18 protein-coding genes are annotated in these 16,019 nt (G+C 66.3%); 11 read left to right on the top strand and 7 right to left on the bottom strand.

Translation table 11 applies throughout. From position 1 onward, the window contains the following. Positions 1-79: 79 nt before the first annotated feature. The 5 genes from AC1DZY_RS02790 to AC1DZY_RS02810 form a co-directional block, all read right to left on the bottom strand. Positions 80-1,042, bottom strand: a complete 963-nt coding sequence (locus tag AC1DZY_RS02790; protein ID WP_476818527.1) for a CobW family GTP-binding protein — start codon at positions 1,040-1,042, stop codon at positions 80-82. 174 nt (positions 1,043-1,216) lie between these two features. Beyond that, positions 1,217-2,161: a metal ABC transporter substrate-binding protein gene (locus AC1DZY_RS02795; RefSeq protein ID WP_476818528.1), complete on the bottom strand. Its 945-nt coding sequence runs from the start codon at positions 2,159-2,161 to the stop codon at positions 1,217-1,219. A gap of 37 nt (positions 2,162-2,198) precedes the next feature. Continuing rightward, a complete protein-coding gene (locus AC1DZY_RS02800; RefSeq protein ID WP_476818529.1) occupies positions 2,199-3,086 on the bottom strand; it encodes a metal ABC transporter permease in 888 nt (295 codons plus the stop codon). A 180-nt stretch (positions 3,087-3,266) separates the two neighbouring features. Further along, on the bottom strand, positions 3,267-4,001 hold the full coding sequence (aztA, locus tag AC1DZY_RS02805) for a zinc ABC transporter ATP-binding protein AztA (protein ID WP_476818530.1): 735 nt from the start codon (positions 3,999-4,001) through the stop codon (positions 3,267-3,269). An 11-nt stretch (positions 4,002-4,012) separates the two neighbouring features. Further along, positions 4,013-4,159, bottom strand: coding sequence for a hypothetical protein (locus AC1DZY_RS02810; RefSeq protein ID WP_476818531.1), 147 nt, complete (start codon positions 4,157-4,159; stop codon positions 4,013-4,015). Positions 4,160-4,282: 123 nt separating this feature from the next. Here AC1DZY_RS02810 and AC1DZY_RS02815 point away from each other — a divergent pair, with 123 nt between their 5' ends. Further along, positions 4,283-4,468, top strand: a complete 186-nt coding sequence (locus AC1DZY_RS02815; RefSeq protein ID WP_476818790.1) for a BrnT family toxin — start codon at positions 4,283-4,285, stop codon at positions 4,466-4,468. A gap of 40 nt (positions 4,469-4,508) precedes the next feature. Then, entirely contained in the window at positions 4,509-4,766 is a 258-nt protein-coding gene (locus AC1DZY_RS02820; protein ID WP_476818532.1) for a BrnA antitoxin family protein, read from the top strand. A 51-nt stretch (positions 4,767-4,817) separates the two neighbouring features. Here AC1DZY_RS02820 and AC1DZY_RS02825 read toward each other — a convergent pair whose 3' ends face one another. After that, the gene (locus AC1DZY_RS02825; RefSeq protein WP_476818533.1) at positions 4,818-6,437 is read right to left on the bottom strand and encodes an OpgD/OpgG family glucan biosynthesis protein; all 1,620 of its coding nucleotides are present in this window, start codon (positions 6,435-6,437) and stop codon (positions 4,818-4,820) included. 322 nt (positions 6,438-6,759) lie between these two features. On the opposite strand from AC1DZY_RS02825, the gene AC1DZY_RS02830 reads away from it, so the two are divergent. From AC1DZY_RS02830 to AC1DZY_RS02840, 3 genes are all read left to right on the top strand, one after another. Next, complete coding sequence (locus tag AC1DZY_RS02830; protein WP_476818534.1) at positions 6,760-7,728, top strand: TAXI family TRAP transporter solute-binding subunit; 969 nt, start codon at positions 6,760-6,762, stop codon at positions 7,726-7,728. Positions 7,729-7,843: 115 nt separating this feature from the next. Then, positions 7,844-10,147: a TRAP transporter permease gene (locus AC1DZY_RS02835; protein WP_476818535.1), complete on the top strand. Its 2,304-nt coding sequence runs from the start codon at positions 7,844-7,846 to the stop codon at positions 10,145-10,147. Then, positions 10,144-10,509 carry a DUF1850 domain-containing protein gene (locus tag AC1DZY_RS02840; protein WP_476818536.1) on the top strand — a complete coding sequence of 122 codons (366 nt, stop codon included), beginning with the start codon at positions 10,144-10,146 and terminating at the stop codon, positions 10,507-10,509. The genes AC1DZY_RS02835 and AC1DZY_RS02840 overlap by 4 nt, the downstream gene beginning before the upstream one ends. 9 nt (positions 10,510-10,518) lie before the next feature. On the opposite strand, the gene AC1DZY_RS02845 is transcribed toward AC1DZY_RS02840, so the two are convergent. Then, positions 10,519-10,755 carry a hypothetical protein gene (locus tag AC1DZY_RS02845; RefSeq protein WP_476818537.1) on the bottom strand — a complete coding sequence of 79 codons (237 nt, stop codon included), beginning with the start codon at positions 10,753-10,755 and terminating at the stop codon, positions 10,519-10,521. Between the two features lie 141 nt (positions 10,756-10,896). Between AC1DZY_RS02845 and AC1DZY_RS02850 the strand changes: the two genes are divergently transcribed. From AC1DZY_RS02850 to AC1DZY_RS02875, 6 genes are all read left to right on the top strand, one after another. Beyond that, positions 10,897-12,492 carry a gamma-glutamyltransferase family protein gene (locus tag AC1DZY_RS02850; protein WP_476818538.1) on the top strand — a complete coding sequence of 532 codons (1,596 nt, stop codon included), beginning with the start codon at positions 10,897-10,899 and terminating at the stop codon, positions 12,490-12,492. 5 nt (positions 12,493-12,497) lie between these two features. After that, positions 12,498-13,694: an amidase gene (locus AC1DZY_RS02855; protein ID WP_476818539.1), complete on the top strand. Its 1,197-nt coding sequence runs from the start codon at positions 12,498-12,500 to the stop codon at positions 13,692-13,694. Positions 13,695-13,842: 148 nt separating this feature from the next. Continuing rightward, positions 13,843-14,463, top strand: coding sequence for a nitrile hydratase subunit alpha (nthA, locus tag AC1DZY_RS02860; RefSeq protein WP_476818540.1), 621 nt, complete (start codon positions 13,843-13,845; stop codon positions 14,461-14,463). Then, on the top strand, positions 14,460-15,119 hold the full coding sequence (gene nthB, locus AC1DZY_RS02865) for a nitrile hydratase subunit beta (protein WP_476818541.1): 660 nt from the start codon (positions 14,460-14,462) through the stop codon (positions 15,117-15,119). Before nthA ends, nthB begins: the two co-directional genes overlap by 4 nt. Further along, the gene (locus AC1DZY_RS02870; protein ID WP_476818542.1) at positions 15,106-15,495 is read left to right on the top strand and encodes a nitrile hydratase accessory protein; all 390 of its coding nucleotides are present in this window, start codon (positions 15,106-15,108) and stop codon (positions 15,493-15,495) included. The genes nthB and AC1DZY_RS02870 overlap by 14 nt, the downstream gene beginning before the upstream one ends. Positions 15,496-15,716: 221 nt before the next feature. Then, entirely contained in the window at positions 15,717-16,004 is a 288-nt protein-coding gene (locus tag AC1DZY_RS02875; protein WP_476818543.1) for a hypothetical protein, read from the top strand. The last annotated feature ends 15 nt before the right edge of the window (positions 16,005-16,019 follow it).

Raw genomic sequence — 16,019 nt, forward strand, 5'->3', positions numbered from 1 at the left:
CGCGCCGAACCGAGAATCTCAGGACAAGAAGGCACTGGTTTCCGAGATGGTCGGGTCAAGCCCGACCATGACGAACGCCTCACGCCGCGCAGGCCAAAAACCCCTTGCGCAGGGCCGCCTCGTCGAGATCGCGCCCGATGAAGACGAGGCGCGAGGTGCGCGCCTCGTCGGTCTTCCAGTCGCGCTGGAGATCGCCGTCGAGGATCATGTGCACGCCCTGGAAGACGAAGCGGCGCGGCTCGTCCTTGAAGGCGAGGATGCCCTTGGAGCGCAGGATGTTGGGGCCCTGCGCCTGGCTGACATCGTTAATCCACGGCATGAACTTCTCGGGGTCGACATCGCCGGGCAGCGTGAACGACATCGAGCGAACCTCGTCGGAATGGTGATGATGGTGGCCCGATTCGAGGAAATCAGGTTCGATGTCGAGGATGCGGTCGAGATCGAAGGCGTTGCGGTCGAGCAGCTTGTCGATGCCGATATCGCAGCGCGTCGTCTTGTGCAGCTTGGCGTAGGGGTTGATGGCGCGGATGCGCGCCTCGACCTCGGCCAGTTCCTCAGCCGAGACGAGATCGACCTTGTTGAGGATGATGACGTCGGCGAAGGCGATCTGGTTCTTGGCTTCCGGCGCGTCCTTCAGCCGTTCGGTCAGCCATTTCGCGTCGGTGACGGTGATGACGGCGTCGAGCCGGGTGGCGTCGCCGACATCCTGGTCGACGAAGAAGGTCTGCGCGACCGGGGCGGGGTCGGCGAGGCCCGTGGTCTCGACGATGATCGCGTCAAACTTGCCCTTGCGCTTCATCAGCCCGTCGAGGATGCGGATCAGGTCGCCGCGCACGGTGCAGCAGATGCAACCGTTGTTCATCTCGAAGATTTCCTCATCGGCGCCGACGACGAGGTCGCCATCGATGCCGGCCTCGCCGAACTCGTTGACGATGACGGCGAATTTCTTGCCGTGGTCCTCGGTCAGGATGCGGTTGAGGAGCGTGGTCTTGCCGGCGCCCAGATAGCCTGTGAGCACCGTGACGGGGATTTTCTCGGACATTGGTTTGACCTTGGCTTCAAACGCTTCAAACGGGCCGCTCCAAACTTACAGCCCTCATCCTGAGGAGCGGGCGCAAGCCCGCGTCTCGAAGGATGCTCCAGCGCCTTCTGGATCATCCTTCGAGACGCCGCCGACGCGGCTCCTCAGGATGAGGGCTGGAGGTAGAGCCGGCGATTAGACCGGGCCGGCGCCGAGCGCCTTCTCGATCTGGCTTATATTGTGTTTCATCATCGCGATGTAAGTCCCGGCCGGGCCGGACGCCTCCGAAAGCGCGTCGGAGTAGATCCGGCCGCCGATCTTGGCGCCGCTCTCCTTGGCAATCTGCTCGACCAGCCGGGGATTGGTGACGTTTTCGAGGAAGACGGCGGGGATTTTCTCGGCTTTGATCTGCCGGATGATGCGGCCTACGTCCTTGGCCGAGGCCTCGGCCTCGGTCGAGACGCCCTGTGGCGCGATGAAGGCGATGCCATAGGCCTTGATGAAGTAGCCGAAGGCGTCATGCGAGGTGATCGCCTTGCGCCGGTCGGCGGGAATGCGCGCCACAGCCGCCCTGATCTCGCCGTCGACTGCGTCGAGCTTCGCCATATAGGCGCTCGCATTGGCCTCGAAGTCCGCCTTTCCGGCAGGGTCGGCCGCGCTCAGTGCGTCGCGGATATTGGCGATGTAGATTTTGGCGTTGGCGACGCTCTGCCAGGCATGGGGGTCGTCCTTGCCGGCGTGATCGTGACCATGCGCGTCCTTCTTGCCGGGCTCGTCCCCATCGGGCAGCTTCTGCGGCGAGACGCCCTTCGTCGCGGTGGCGACTGACCCCTTTGCGCCCGAGGATTTGATCAGCCGGGTCATCCAGCCCTCGAAGCTGAGCCCGTTGACGACGATCAGCTTCGCGCCCGCCATGCTCTTGGCGTCGGCGGGCGTCGGCGAATAGACATGCGCGTCGCCGTTGGGGCCGACCAGCGTCGTCACGGACACGCGCTCGGCTCCGATCTCCCTGACGAAATCGCCGAGGATCGAAAAACTCGCCACGACCGGCAGTTTTTCCTGCGCCCGCGCCATCAGCGGAGCGGTGGACAGGATCAGTCCGGCGGCAAGGCCGGCCAGCAGCGCGCGACGGTTCGGCATGGGTCTCTCCAGCAAATAATGAAACACTATAACATTACTAGCGCTGGAGATGGGGTGCAGGCAAGAGCCGTCTTGCCAACCGTCTTGCAAGGCCGCCCTGCGAGCCGGTCAGGAGCGAGCCGAGATAGAGCGCGCCGGCGGCCAGAATGATCGCCGGGCCGGCCGGGAGATTGCTGCCGGCGGCATAGGACACCACGAGGCCGGCATAGCCGGAGACCATGCCGAAGCCCGATGCGAGCAGGATCAGGCGCGTTATGTCGGCGGTCCAGAACCGGGCGGCAGCGGCCGGGAGCATCATCAGCCCGACCGCCAGAAGCGTCCCCAGCGCATGGAAGCCCGCGACGAGGTTCAGGACCACGAGCCCAAGGAAAGCCAGATGCACGACGCCGCCCGAGCGGCTGACCGAGCGCAGGAAGCCGGGATCGACGCATTCCAGCACGAGCGGCCGGTAAAGCGCCGCCAGCGCCGCCAGCGTCAGGGTTGCCACGCTCGCCAGCAGCACGAGCACGTCGTCGTCGAGCGCCAGCACATTGCCGAACAGGACATGGAACAGGTCGATCGCCGAACCGCGCAGCGAAACGATGGTGACGCCCAGCGCCAGCGAGATCAGGTAGAACGCCGCCAGCGAGGCGTCCTCCTTCATCACTGTGAGCCGCGCAACCGCGCCCGCCGCCAGCGCCACGGCAAAGCCCGCCGCCAGCCCGCCGATCGTCATGGCCGGCAGGGAGAAGCCGGCGACGAGATAGCCGATCGCAGCACCGGGCAGGATCGCATGCGCCATCGCATCCCCGGTCAGGCTCATCCGTCGCAGCATCAGGAACACGCCGATCGGCGCTCCCGAAACCGACAGAGCGAGGATTCCGACCAGCGCCCGGCGCATGAAGTCGAATTCGGCGAAAGGGCCGATGAAGAGGTCGTATAACATCCGGTCTTCTCAATTCAGCTTAGAACTCRCCGGGTCGTCCCGGGCGCAGCGAAGCGAAGACCCGGGACCCATTCCGGAACCTCTCCGAACAGCGTTCAGGAATGGGTCCCGGGTCTCCCTGCGGTCGCCCGGGACGACCCGGCGCTTTCAATGCAGGTCAGAAACCCTGGCCAGAGGCCCTCACGCCGCCGCGCTCTCACACACCGGCGCGTGGCTGTCGAAGGCCTCGACCATCTGGCGCGCCTTGAGCAGGTTGGCGGGGGTGAGCACCTCGGCGGTCGCGCCCCACGCCACGGTCTCGCGCGCCAGCAGCAGCGTCTGCGGGAAGGCGCGACGCACCGTCTCGATGTCGTGCAGCACGGCGACGACCGTTCGCGCCTCGCCATGCCAGCGCTGGACCAGCGCCAGCAGGTCGGCGGTGGTGCGGGCGTCGATCGCAGTGAAGGGTTCGTCGAGCAGGATGATATCGGCGTCCTGCAGCAGCAGGCGGGCGAACAGCACGCGCTGCATCTGGCCGCCCGACAGATTGCCGATCGGCCGGCGCTCGAAGCCGGTCAGCCCGACAGCGGCGATCGCCTGCTCGACCTTGGCCTTCGCACCAAGCCCGATGCGGCCGAAAATCCCGGCAGAGCCCCATAGCCCCATGGCAACGAGATCGTAGACGTGAATCGGGAAGGAGCGGTCGAGATCGGCCGATTGCGGCAGATAGGCGAGCCGCTTGCCGCGCGCCAGCGTCAGCCCGCCATCGAGCGGCGAGAGCGCACCGGCGATGCCCTTCAGCAGGGTCGACTTGCCCGCGCCATTGGGACCGACGATCGCGGTCAGGCTGCCCGTGGCGATCTCGCCGCTGAGATGATGCACCGCCGGATGGCGGTCATAGCCGAGCGTCAGGTCGTCGAGGCGGATGGCGGGCACGGTTACTCTCGTCACAAAATCACGGCGAGCGTCGTCGCCCAGACCACGGCGATCACGACAAGTGCGATGCCGAGCCGCTGCCAGACCGAGAGACGCAAAAGCGACCAGCCCGGATCGTCCGAGACGGCGCGATGGATGTGGACGTACGAATGGCTCATATGGGATGATATAATGTTACGCGAAGCATCCGGCAAGCAGGGCCGCGCATTCGGCTTGAAGTCGCAGTCGGAAAAGAACAGCCATGGCATTTCGATTATCTGGAGTTACATTAAATCGCGAAGCTGGTTTACGACGAGGCCAAACGCGCCCAGACCCTAGCTCATCGCGGGCTGGATTTTGCGCGAGTTGCTGAGGTTTTCGTCAGCCTGACTTTCACCCGGGAAGATGATCGCATCGATTATGGCGAGGCGCGCTTCATCACGGTCGGTACTCTCGACGGGCGTATGGTTGTGATCGTCTGGACGTAACGGGATGATGCGCGCCGCAACATCAGCATGAGAAAAGCCAATGACAGGGAACAAGAGCGCTACGGAAGCCGAATGGGTTGATCCCGATGACGCGCCCGAACTCACGGACGCCTGGTTCGACGGCGCAGATGTCCATCATGCCGGCGTCCTACTGCGGCGTGGGCGCGGTCGACCCAAGGCGGACAGGCCCAAGCAGCAGATAACTTTGCGTCTCGACGTCGACATCATCGAACGTTTTCGTGCCACCGGCCCGGGCTGGCAGGGTCGGATCAATATGGCGCTGCGCAAGGCCGTTTGATCGGCAAGTCCATTTGATCGGCAAGTCCGTTTGATCAGAACGGCCGTCTGATCAAAACGGCAGGTACTGATACAGCCAGGTCTCGGTCAGCACCGCATCTCCACCGCGCAGGAAGCATCGCATCTCGACGGGGTCGTTGCCGTCGACCGTGAGGTCGAACTGCGCCCGCCAGTGACCGGGTACGTCATTGGGCACGGCCTCGGCGAAGACGTAGGAGAAGGTTCCGCGCGAGGCCGAGAGCACGACCTCCGGCTTCACGCCGAACGGCACGCTTTCCAGCGCCGGGCCCTTGAACTCGACCATGAATTTTCGCACGCCCTTCGGGCGGACCGTGCCGGGCTGGCCGCCATTGCCGAGCCGCGTCGCCACGACCCGGCCGAGCGCGGGCACGAAAGGTTCGTCGGCGAGCCAGTGCAGCTTGTAGCGGAAGGCATAGGACGCGCCGGCCCGGGCTGGACCATCGGGCACCCACATCGCGACGATGTTGTCGTGGATCTCGTCGTCGGTCGGGATTTCGATGAGCTGGACCGCGCCCTTGCCCCAGTCGCCTTGCGTCTCGACCCACAGGCTCGGCCGGCGCTCGTAGAACACGCCGTCGAGATAATGCCCGACCTCGCGGTCGCGCTGCACCAGCCCGAAGCCTTTCGGACCCGCATCCATGAAGGCCGAGGCCATCGTGCGGCCGGGATTGTTGAGCGGCCTGAAGGCGCGCTCGCCCGTTCCGGTCCAGAGCGCGAGCCCGTCGGAATCATGCACCTCGGGACGCCAGTCGACGGCGGTCGATTTCGCCGTCTCGGAGTACCAGTACATCGAGGTCAGCGGCGCGATGCCCAGCCGCGCGATGTCCCGGCGCAGATAGAGCGCGGTCTCGATCTCCATCGTCACGCCCTTGGCGCGGTGCATCCGGAAGCGGTAGGCGCCGGCCACGCTGGCGCCTGAGAGCAACGCGTTGACGACGACATATTCGGACGCCTCCTGCGGCGTCTCCAGCCAGACATGGGTGAAGTCGGGGAATTCCTCGGGCTTTCCGCCAACGGCGGGGTCGATCGCCAGCCCACGCGCCGAGAGACCGTACTGGTAGAGTTCGCCGATGGCCCGGAAATAGGACGCACCGAGAAACGCGACCCAGTCGTTCTTCTTCCAGTCGAGCTTTTCGCCCTTGCGGCCGGGATGTTCCGAGCGGCTTTCCTGGAAGCGGAAGCCGGCAAAGCCCGCGCCGGGCGGCAGCTCCTTGGCCGGCGAATCCGCCGGCATCTCGAAATAGCTCTCGTCATAGACGATCTCGCGCGCCTGCCCGGCGTCGACGACATGAATCCGAACCGGCTTCTGGAAATAGCGGCCGAGATGGAAGAACGTCACCGGCCAGGGCGACGGGCCGTCGGCCCACAAAGCCATCTCCGGCTTGAACCTGATCTTGCCATGGGCGTCATAGTCGATCCGCTCCAGCACGTCGGCGCGCGGCGGCGGGGGCGGCTCATAGGGCTTGCCCGCGAGATCGCGCGCCCGCTGCTTCAGGCCCTCGAAACTGAACGCCTCGGCCGCGCCGAGCTTCAGCCCCTGCTGCGCCAGCGCCGCCGGCGAGAACCCGAGCGCGGCGAGCGTCGCGGTTGCGCCGGCGCTCGCAAGCAGCGTGCGGCGGTCGAGGGCGGGCTTTGCGGTACGGGAGGGCATCGGGGCTTGGACTCTCGGGCTCGGGCGCGGACGGGTGACTGTCGGGGCTAACCTGTCGCTTGGGCAAGTACAACACCGTGCATGCACAACACCGGGCAAGAGCAACAATGCGCAAGGGCGACGGCGGCGGCAGGCAAAAGATAGGCAGCCTCCGGAATGACGCAACCAGCCGCTTGCCGCAGGAACATGGCAAAAACATCGCCTCGACGTGAGGAGGGGCGATGCCCATGCGACTTTCTTCGGCTTTCCCTCGACGGCTCGCCTGCTCTACAACAGGCTCAGTTCGGCCGTCCGTGCCGGAAGATCTGGATCGGGAGGTTTCATGACCACGTTCGTATTTGGCCGCCGCCTGGCGGGCATCGCCGCTGCGGCTCTGCTTGTTGCGGCTCCCATGTCGGCCCGCGCCGAGGATTTCATCAATGTGCTGACCGGCGGCACTTCGGGCGTCTACTATCCGATGGGCGTGGCGCTCTCGAAGATCTACGGCGAGAAGATCGCAAACGTTCGTCCCACCGTGCAGGCGACCAAGGCCTCGGTCGAGAACCTCGTGCTGCTACAGCAGGGCAAGGGCGAGATCGCCTTCACGCTCGGCGACTCGCTCGATGCGGCCTGGAAGGGCGATGAGGATGCGGGTTTCAAGACGCCGCTGAAGAAGCTGCGCGGCATCACCGCGATCTACCCCAACTACATCCAGATCGTCGCCTCCAAGGACAGCGGCATCAAGACGCTGGCCGATCTCAAGGGCAAGCGCCTTTCGGTCGGCGCTCCGAAATCGGGGACCGAGCTCAACGCCCGCGCGATCCTCGCCGCCGCCGGCATGAGCTATAAGGACCTCGGCAAGATCGAATATCTGCCCTTCGCGGAATCGGTCGAGCTGATGAAGAACCGCCAGCTCGACGCCACGCTGCAATCGGCGGGTCTCGGCGTCGCCTCGCTGCGCGATCTCTCGACCTCGGTCGAGATCACCGTTGTCGAGGTTCCAGCCGCGGTCGTCGACAAGGCCGGCGCGCCCTTCATCAAAGTGTCGATCCCGGCCAACACCTATACCGGCCAGACGGCAGCCGTGCCGGCAGCCGCGGTGGTCAACTACCTCGTGACCCATGAGGGCATGAAGGAAGAGACCGTCTACCAGATGACCAAGACGATCTACGACAACCTCGGCGATCTCGTCGCCGCCCACTCGGCTGCACGCTCGATCAAACTCGAAAGCGCGCTCGAAGGCATGCCCATACCGCTGCATCCCGGCGCGGCGCGCTATTTCAAGGAGAAGGGCATGAAGGTCGGCTCCTGACGCGTCACGACCTGAAGCATCGTCAAGGCGGGGCCGGTTTGACCGGCCCCGCCTTTTGTCTGTAACGGGACTGCAAGACTGCCTGTCGAAGGCGGCGGGATATCGGGGAACGACAATGAGCCAGGACGAGATCAAGCCGCTTGCCGTTCCCGACATCGGCGGCGTGACAGCCGACAAGCCGGAAATCCTGCTCGATCCCGAGCACGGTCTGCCGCCGGGCTTCGGCCCCGGCTGGCCGGGGCAATTGCTGTTCTGGATCGCGGTCGGTTTTTCTCTGTTCCAGATCGCGACGGCCTTCAACGTTCCGCTCGACCATCGCTTCGCCGGCATCAGCATCATCGACCTGCTGCGCGGAACGATGATGCTCTGGCTCGTCGCGATCCTGGTTCAGGCGGTGCGCGGGCGCGGCTATGCCGGCATGCTGCTCGCCTGGATTCCGCTCGTCGTCATCGTCGAACTGCTCGCCCGCTTCGGCGGCTCGATCCCCAACCAGATTCTGCGCACGCTGCATGTCGGCTTTCTCTGTCTCGTCGCGGGCGGCCTGCTCGCGCAGCACAAGAGCGGCACCCGCATCGCCGCGGCAGCCGCCTGGGTCCTCGCCGTGGCCGGCTTCGGCATCGGCGTCTACCACTGGATGTTCTACGAGGACCTGATCGCGCGCGCCGGCGAGGTGACCCACGCCGACCTGGTCGTCGGCATCGCAGCGATCGCGGTCCTGTTCGTGATCTGCTGGCGCTTCATGGGGCCGGCGCTGCCGATCGTGTCCGGCCTGTTCCTGTCCTATTGCCTGTTCGGCAACTACCTGCCCTCGCCCCTGAATCATCGCGGCTATTCGCTCGACCAGGTCATCGAGCACATGTCATTCGGCACGGAGGGCATTTATTCGACTCCGACCGGCGTCTCCGCGACCTTCATCTTCCTCTTCATCCTGTTCGGCTCGTTCCTCGAGCGGGCCGGCATGATCCAGCTCTTCACCGACATCGCCATGGGCCTGTTCGGCGGAGCGCGCGGCGGTCCGGCCAAGGTCGCGGTCTTCTCATCGGCGCTGATGGGCACGATCTCGGGGTCGGGCGTCGCCAATGTCGTCTCGACCGGCCAGTTCACGATTCCGCTGATGAAGCGCTTCGGCTACAAGGCAGCCTTCGCCGGCGGCGTCGAGGCCACGGCCTCGATGGGCGGCCAGTTGATGCCGCCGGTCATGGGCGCCGTCGCCTTTATCATGGCCGAGACCATCGACGTGCCCTATGCCGCGGTCGTGCAGGCGGCGATCGTGCCCGCGATCCTCTATTACGCCGCGGCCTTCCTGGCTGTGCATCTGGAAGCCGGCAAGCGAGGGCTGGTCGGCCTGCCCCGCTCGGAACTGCCCAGCGCCGGCAAGGCGCTGGCGCAGAAATGGTTCCTGATCCTGCCTTTGGCCGTGCTCGTCTACCTGCTCTTTGCAGGCTACACGCCACTGTTCTCGGGCTCCGTCGGCCTCGCGCTCACCGTCGTCCTGATCCTCGGCGGCTCGCTTGCGCTCGGCATCGGCGCGATTGCGGTGCGCGTGCTGTTCTGGGTCGCGCTCGGCCTGCTCTGCAGTTTCTTCTTCTGGTACGGCATCCTCGTGATCGTCGGGCTGGTGGTGCTGCTGGTTCTTGCAAATCTCTTCACCAAAGGCGGCGCCGAGACGGTGACCGCTTGCCGCGAGGCGCTTGCAGACGGCGCGCGCCAGGCGATCCCCGTGGGCATCGCCTGCGCCGTCGTCGGGATCGTCATCGGCACGATGACGCTGACCGGCATCGGCACGATCTTTGGCAACGCCGTCGTCGCGGTCGGACGCGATTCACTGTTCCTGGCGCTCGTCCTCTCGATGATCGTCAGCCTGATCCTCGGCATGGGTATCCCGACCATCCCGAACTACATCATCACCTCGTCGCTGGCCGCGCCGATCCTGCTCAAGCTCGGCGTGCCGCTGATCGTCAGCCACATGTTCGTGTTCTATTTCGGCATCATGGCGGATCTGACCCCGCCGGTGGCGCTGGCGGCCTTCGCAGCCGCGCCGATCGCCAAGGAATCGGGCTTCAAGATCGGTTTTCAGGCGGTGAAGATCGCCATGGCCGGCTTCGTCATTCCGTTCATGGCGGTCTATGACCCCGCGCTCATGCTGCAGCCCGTCGACGGCAAGACCGGCTTCGCCTACGCGCTCGCCGCCGCCTACATCATCGTCAAGACGCTGCTGGCGATCTGTCTGTGGGGCGCGGCGACAATCGGCTTTCTAAAACGCGACATGCTGGTCTGGGAGCGCCTGCTCGCGGCCGCCGCCGCGCTGGCGCTGGTACTGGCCCTGCCGGTGACGGACGAGGTCGGCTTCGTGCTGGCGGCTATCGTGATCGGCCAGCATCTCTGGCGCGCCAAGCAGGCGGCGCTGGCTCCGGCATGAGCCTGTGCCTCGCCGCCGGCGCGCTGGTCGTCGCGCTCGGCTCGGGCGAGATCACGCTGGGCTGGCGTCATTCCGTGCAGAAGACGCTGTGGCAGGAGGTCTGGCGCGACACGCCCGAGGGCCTGCGGCTGGTCGAGGCCCGCATCGAGGGCTCCGGCGCCGGTATGGACCCGCCCGATGGCGCGAAGCTGATCGACGGCTTCTGGCGCTGGACGCCTGATCTGCCGGCGCTGCCGGAGGTCGTCATGCGCCGCTCGGGTGCAACCGCCGACTGGCAGATCTGCATCGCGGGAGCTTGCAAGGCGATGGGCGATTATCTGCCTGAGGACGCCGACCCGGTCGTGCTCCGGCGCTGCGGCTGAAGCGACGGCTCAGTGATCGGTCAGATGCTCGACCTTGAGCACGCGGCGCATCAGGTTGAGCATCGCATAGCCGGCGATAACCGAGAAGATCGCCATCAGCACATAGCCGAAGACATGGCCGAGATCGAACAGCCCGGCCAGCGCCCAACCGGAGGCGAGCGCGACGCCGAACAGTTCGACCGCGATCAGGATGCCTAGCGAAACCACCATGATCAGGGTCCGCCCGTTGCCGCGCTTTTCGGCCATGCTCTCGATCCTCAAACACTTATGCGCCCGACGACCTAGCGGAGGCGGCGGCGGCATGCAACAAAATCGCAGCCTCGCGGCAAAACGCGCCGTCTCGCTCCAGGCGAGATGGGTGGTCCCATCCAGCTTGAAAAGACCCTGATGATCGAGACGCCTGTCTTCGGCTCCGGCGCGACCGCCGCGCCCCACCATCTCGCCTCCGAGGCCGGACGCGCCATCCTGGCCGAGGGCGGCAACGCCATCGAGGCGATGGTCGCCATGGCGGCCACGATCGCGGTGGTCTACCCGCATATGAACGCGATCGGCGGCGACGGCTTCTGGCTGGTGCACGAGCCCGGAGGCAAGGGCCGCGTCCACGCGATCGAGGCCTGCGGCCCGGCGGGCTCGCTCGCCACGATCGAGCGTTATCGCGAGATGGGCCACGATACGATTCCCGCGCGCGGGCCCGACGCCGCCCTCACCGTCGCGGGCGCGATCGGTGGCTGGCAGGTCGCGCTCGAGCTCTCGAAGAGCCTCGGCGGCAGGATGCCGCTGAAGGACCTTCTGGCAGACGCGATCGGCCATTGCGACGCAGGATATGCGATCTCGGCTTCGGAACTGCGGACCTGGCCGCAGCAGGTCGAGGCCGCCAAGCTCGCGCCGGGCTTTTCGAGCTTCTTCTGGCCCGATGGCGAGCAGCCCAAGGCCGGCGCGCGCCGCAAGCCCGACGCGCTCGGCGCGACGCTGAAACATCTCGCCGATGCCGGGCTCGACGATTTCTATCGTGGCGATATCGGCCGCGAGATCGGGGCCGATCTGGCCGCGATGGGTGCGCCCGTGACCCGCGAAGATATGGCCGCCTTCAGGGCGCGCCTCGTCCAGCCGCTTTCGGTCCAGCTGCCCGGGCTGACCGCCTATAATTTTCCGCCGCCCACGCAGGGGCTGGCGTCCCTGATGATCCTCGGCATCTTCGAGAAGCTCGGCGTCTCCCGGGCCGAGGGCTTCGACCATCATCACGGGCTGGTCGAGGCGGTGAAGCGCGCCTTCCTGGTCCGCGACCGCTTTATCACCGACCCCGCCCACATGACGGTCGATCCCGCGAGCTTCCTGACCGAGGCCGTCTTCGCCCGCGAGGCCGCAGCCATCGACAGGAAGCGCGCCGCCCCCTGGCCGCCGAAACCCGGCGACGGCGACACCATCTGGATGGGCGCGATCGACGCCTCGGGCATGGCGGTGTCCTATATCCAGTCGCTCTACTGGGAATACGGCTCGGGCTGCATCCTGCCCAGGACCGGCGTGAACTGGCAAAACCGCGGCGTCTCCTTCTCGCTCGACAAGAAGGCGCTGAACCCGCTGATGCCCGGCCGCAAGCCGTTCCACACCCTGAACCCGGCGCTGGCCCGCTTCGCCGACGGACGAATCATGTCCTATGGCGCGATGGGTGGAGACGGCCAGCCGCAGTTCCAGGCGCAGATACTGTCGCGCTACCGGCTTGGCCAGAACCCGGCCACCGCCGTCGATGCGCCCCGCTGGCTGCTCGGCAAGACCTGGGGCGAGGGCTCGGTCTCGCTGAAGCTGGAAAGCCGCTTCGACCCGATGCTGCTGGCGCGGTTGACCGCGGCCGGCCACGCGGTCGAGGAATACAGCGAAGCCTATTCCGACCAGTTCGGCCATGCCGGCATGCTGGTCAAACACGCCAGGGGTCATGTCGAAGCCACGCATGACCCGCGTTCCGACGGCGACGCCAGGGGACTTTGACGCCTATGCCTATCGACGACCCCTTCCGCTGTTTCGTGCCTTATCCCGAGGTCGCGGTGAAACACGCCTCGTCGGGGCCGCTCGCCGGCCTGACGCTGGCGGTCAAGGACCTGTTCGACGTCAAGGGTTATCCGACAGGAGCGGGCTCGCCGATCGTGCTGGCGCAATCGGGCATCAAGGCCAAGACCGCGCCGATCGTGAAGACGCTGCTCGACGCCGGCGCGCGCTTCGTCGGCAAGACCCATACCGACGAACTCGCCTTCTCGCTCAACGGCAAGAACGCCCATTTCGGCTCGCCGATCAATCCCTCCGCGCCCGACCGGATCACCGGCGGCTCGTCCTCGGGCTCGATGGCGGCGGTCGCCGGCCGGCTCGCCGATATCGGGCTCGGCTCCGACACCGGCGGCTCGGTGCGCGCGCCGGCGAGCTATGGCGGACTCTTCGGCATCAGGCCGAGCCATGGCCGGCTTTCGCTGAAGCGCGTCTGGCCGCTCTCGGAGAGCCTCGACACGCCCGGCTGGTTTTCCCGCGACGGCGAGACCTTCGCGCGTGTCGCTGAGACCGTCTTCGGCAAGGACCGCATCGCCCTGCCCGGAATCCCGCGCATGCTGCTGGCCGACGACATGTTCGCCCAGGCCGTGCCGGAGGCCGAGAACATCCTGCGCAACGTGGTGCAGCGCGCCATCCCGGCGCTCGGCCAGCCCGAGACGGTCAAGGTCGCGCGCGATCTCGATGCGCTCTACTGGGCCTTCCGCTGGATCCAGGGCCGCGAGGCCTGGGAATCGGACGGCGCCATGATCGAGCGCTTCAGCCCCCCGCTGGGCCCCGGCGTCGCCGAGCGCTTCGCCTTCTCGAAATCGGTGAGCGACGCCGAGCACGCCAAGGGGGAAACGGTGCGCAAGAGCTTCCGTGCCAAGCTCACCCGGCTGCTCGGCTCCGATGGCGTCCTGCTGCTGCCGACAGTGCCCGACATCRCCCCGCTGGTCAGCGCGCAGGAGCCGGAGCTCGACGATTTCCGCAACCGCGCTCTGCGCCTGCTCTGCCTCGCCGGCCTGTCGGGCTTGCCGCAGGTGACGATGCCGGTGGCGCAGCGCGAGGGCGCTCCGCTCGGGCTGTCGCTGATCGGCCCCAAGGGCTCCGACAAATCGCTCGTCGCCTTCGCGGTGAAGTTCGAGCGGGCGGCAAGGCTGCGGATCGCGTGATACCCTCAGCCCTCATCCTGAGGAGCCGCGAAAGCGGCGTCTCGAAGGATGTTCCAGAGGGCTGCGGAGACAACTGGACCATCCTTCGAGACGCAGGCTTTGCCTGCTCCTCAGGATGAGGGCTTTAGAGTTGGACGGGAGGAAACCGATGAGCGGTCATCACCACGATCACGATCACGACAATCACTTCACGCCGATCGAGGCGCGGGTGAAGGCGCTGGAAACGCTGATGGTGGCGAAGGGCTATGTCGACCCGGCAGCGCTCGACGCCATCGTAGAGACTTACGAGACCAAGGTCGGGCCGCGCAACGGGGCCCGCGTCGTCGCCAGGGCCTGGGCAGACCCGGCATACGCCGCGCGGCTCAAGGCCGACGGAACGGCTGCCGTCGCCGAACTCGACTATGGCGGGCGCGGCGGCGAGCACATCGTCGCCTGCTTCAATACGCCCGAAGAACACAACCTGATCGTCTGCACGCTGTGCTCCTGCTATCCGTGGCCGGTGCTCGGCCTGCCGCCGGTCTGGTACAAATCCCCACCCTACCGCTCCAAGGCGGTGCTCGATCCGCGCGGCACGCTCGCCGATTTCGGCGTCACCCTGCCGGAGGGCCAGCGCATCCGGGTCTGGGATTCGACCGCCGAGACGCGTTTCATCGTGATCCCGATGCGGCCCGCCGGAACCGATGGCTGGTCGGAGGCAAGGCTCGCCGCGATCGTCAGCCGCGACAGCATGATCGGAACCGGCCTTCCCACAGCGGAGGACGCGCGATGAACGGCGGACAGGACCTCGGCGGCCAGATGGGCTTTGGCCCGGTCAGGCCGGAACCGAACGAGCCGATCTTCCACGGCGATTGGGAAAAGCGCGTGCTGGCGCTTAACGTCGCCGCCGGCGCAATGGGCCACTGGACGATCGACGAGAGCCGGCATGCCCGCGAAAGCATCCCGCCGGCCGACTATCTCTCCTTCTCCTATTACCAGATCTGGCTCGCCGGGCTGAGCAATCTGCTGATAGCTCATGGTTTCGCCACGCCGGCGGAACTGGCGCAGGGCGAGGCATCGACCCCACCGCGCCCGCCCAAGCGCGTTCTGAAGGGTGAGGATGTGCCGGCCGTTCTGCGGCGCGGCTTTCCCTTCGAACGCGAGGCGCAGGCTCCGGCGAAATTCAGCGTGGGCGACAAGGTCCGCACCATCGTGATGCATCCGTCGCATCACACCCGCCTGCCACGCTATGCGCGGGGCAAGCTGGGGGTGATCGAGCGCATCAGCGGCTGCCATGTCTTCCCCGACACCGGCGCGCATGGCGCGCCGGAGACGGCGCAGTGGCTATACACCGTCGTCTTCGCCGCCCCCGAGCTTTGGGGCCGCGACGCTGATCCGAACTCCAGCGTCAGCATCGAGGCCTGGGAGAGCTATCTTGAACCGGCCTGAAGGCGATCTCGCCGCAAGCCTCGCAGCCGGCACGCCGATCCCGCGCGACGCCGACGGCCCGGTCTTTGCCGAGCCCTGGCAGGCGCAAGCCTTCGCGCTCGTTGTCGTCCTGCAGGACAAGGGTGTCTTCACGGCCGACGAATGGGCGCAGGCGCTCGGCGCTGAAATTGCGGAGGCGGTGGCTGAAGGCGGCTGCCGCGACGGCTCGGATTATTACGAGCGCTGGTGCGAGGCGCTGGAGCACCTGCTGATCGACAAGGGGCTGACCTCGCATGACGGCGTCGACGCGCTTGCGGCGTCATGGGCGCGCGCGGCGCAGGCGACGCCGCATGGCCAGCCGATCAGGCTGGAGAACGATCCGGATCAGGCGCGCTAGGTCTGCCTCTCACGAAACCATTCGGCAGTTCGCGATCAGATGATGAAGGTTGCACCGCCTGAGTTTCATGTCTCGAAGCAGGCATTCGCGCGAGGGTAATACGCTTGGACATATTGCCGTTCCTCATCATCTTCGGCGTTGGCGGCGTGGTATTCGCCATCCTCCTGATTGCCGGAGCGCGCGCGCGAGCGGGCCGGACCTCCCCCGGGACAGGCAAAGCGATGGAGATCGCCGTTGCCGGGCTGGCCTCGACAAATCTCGCCGGCGTCCTTGGCCTGGCATGGTTTGCGGCGGCGATGCTCGTTTCCGACGGCATCATGGTCGTAGAGCATGGTATCTGCGCAGTTCTGATCGTGATCGTTGCCATGATCACGGCTGGCGCCTTCGCGCTCAAGCGTCGCGGCAAGACCAGGTCCGCTGTCGTTCTGTTGGCGGTCGCGGCCTTGCCGACGATCGCCGCTTACGGGTTCCTGCTCTATCTCGGAACCCATCCGATCGACATGCGCTGATCCGCACATAGCGCT

It is taken from the genome of Allobosea sp. P2_A10, assembly GCF_056405115.1.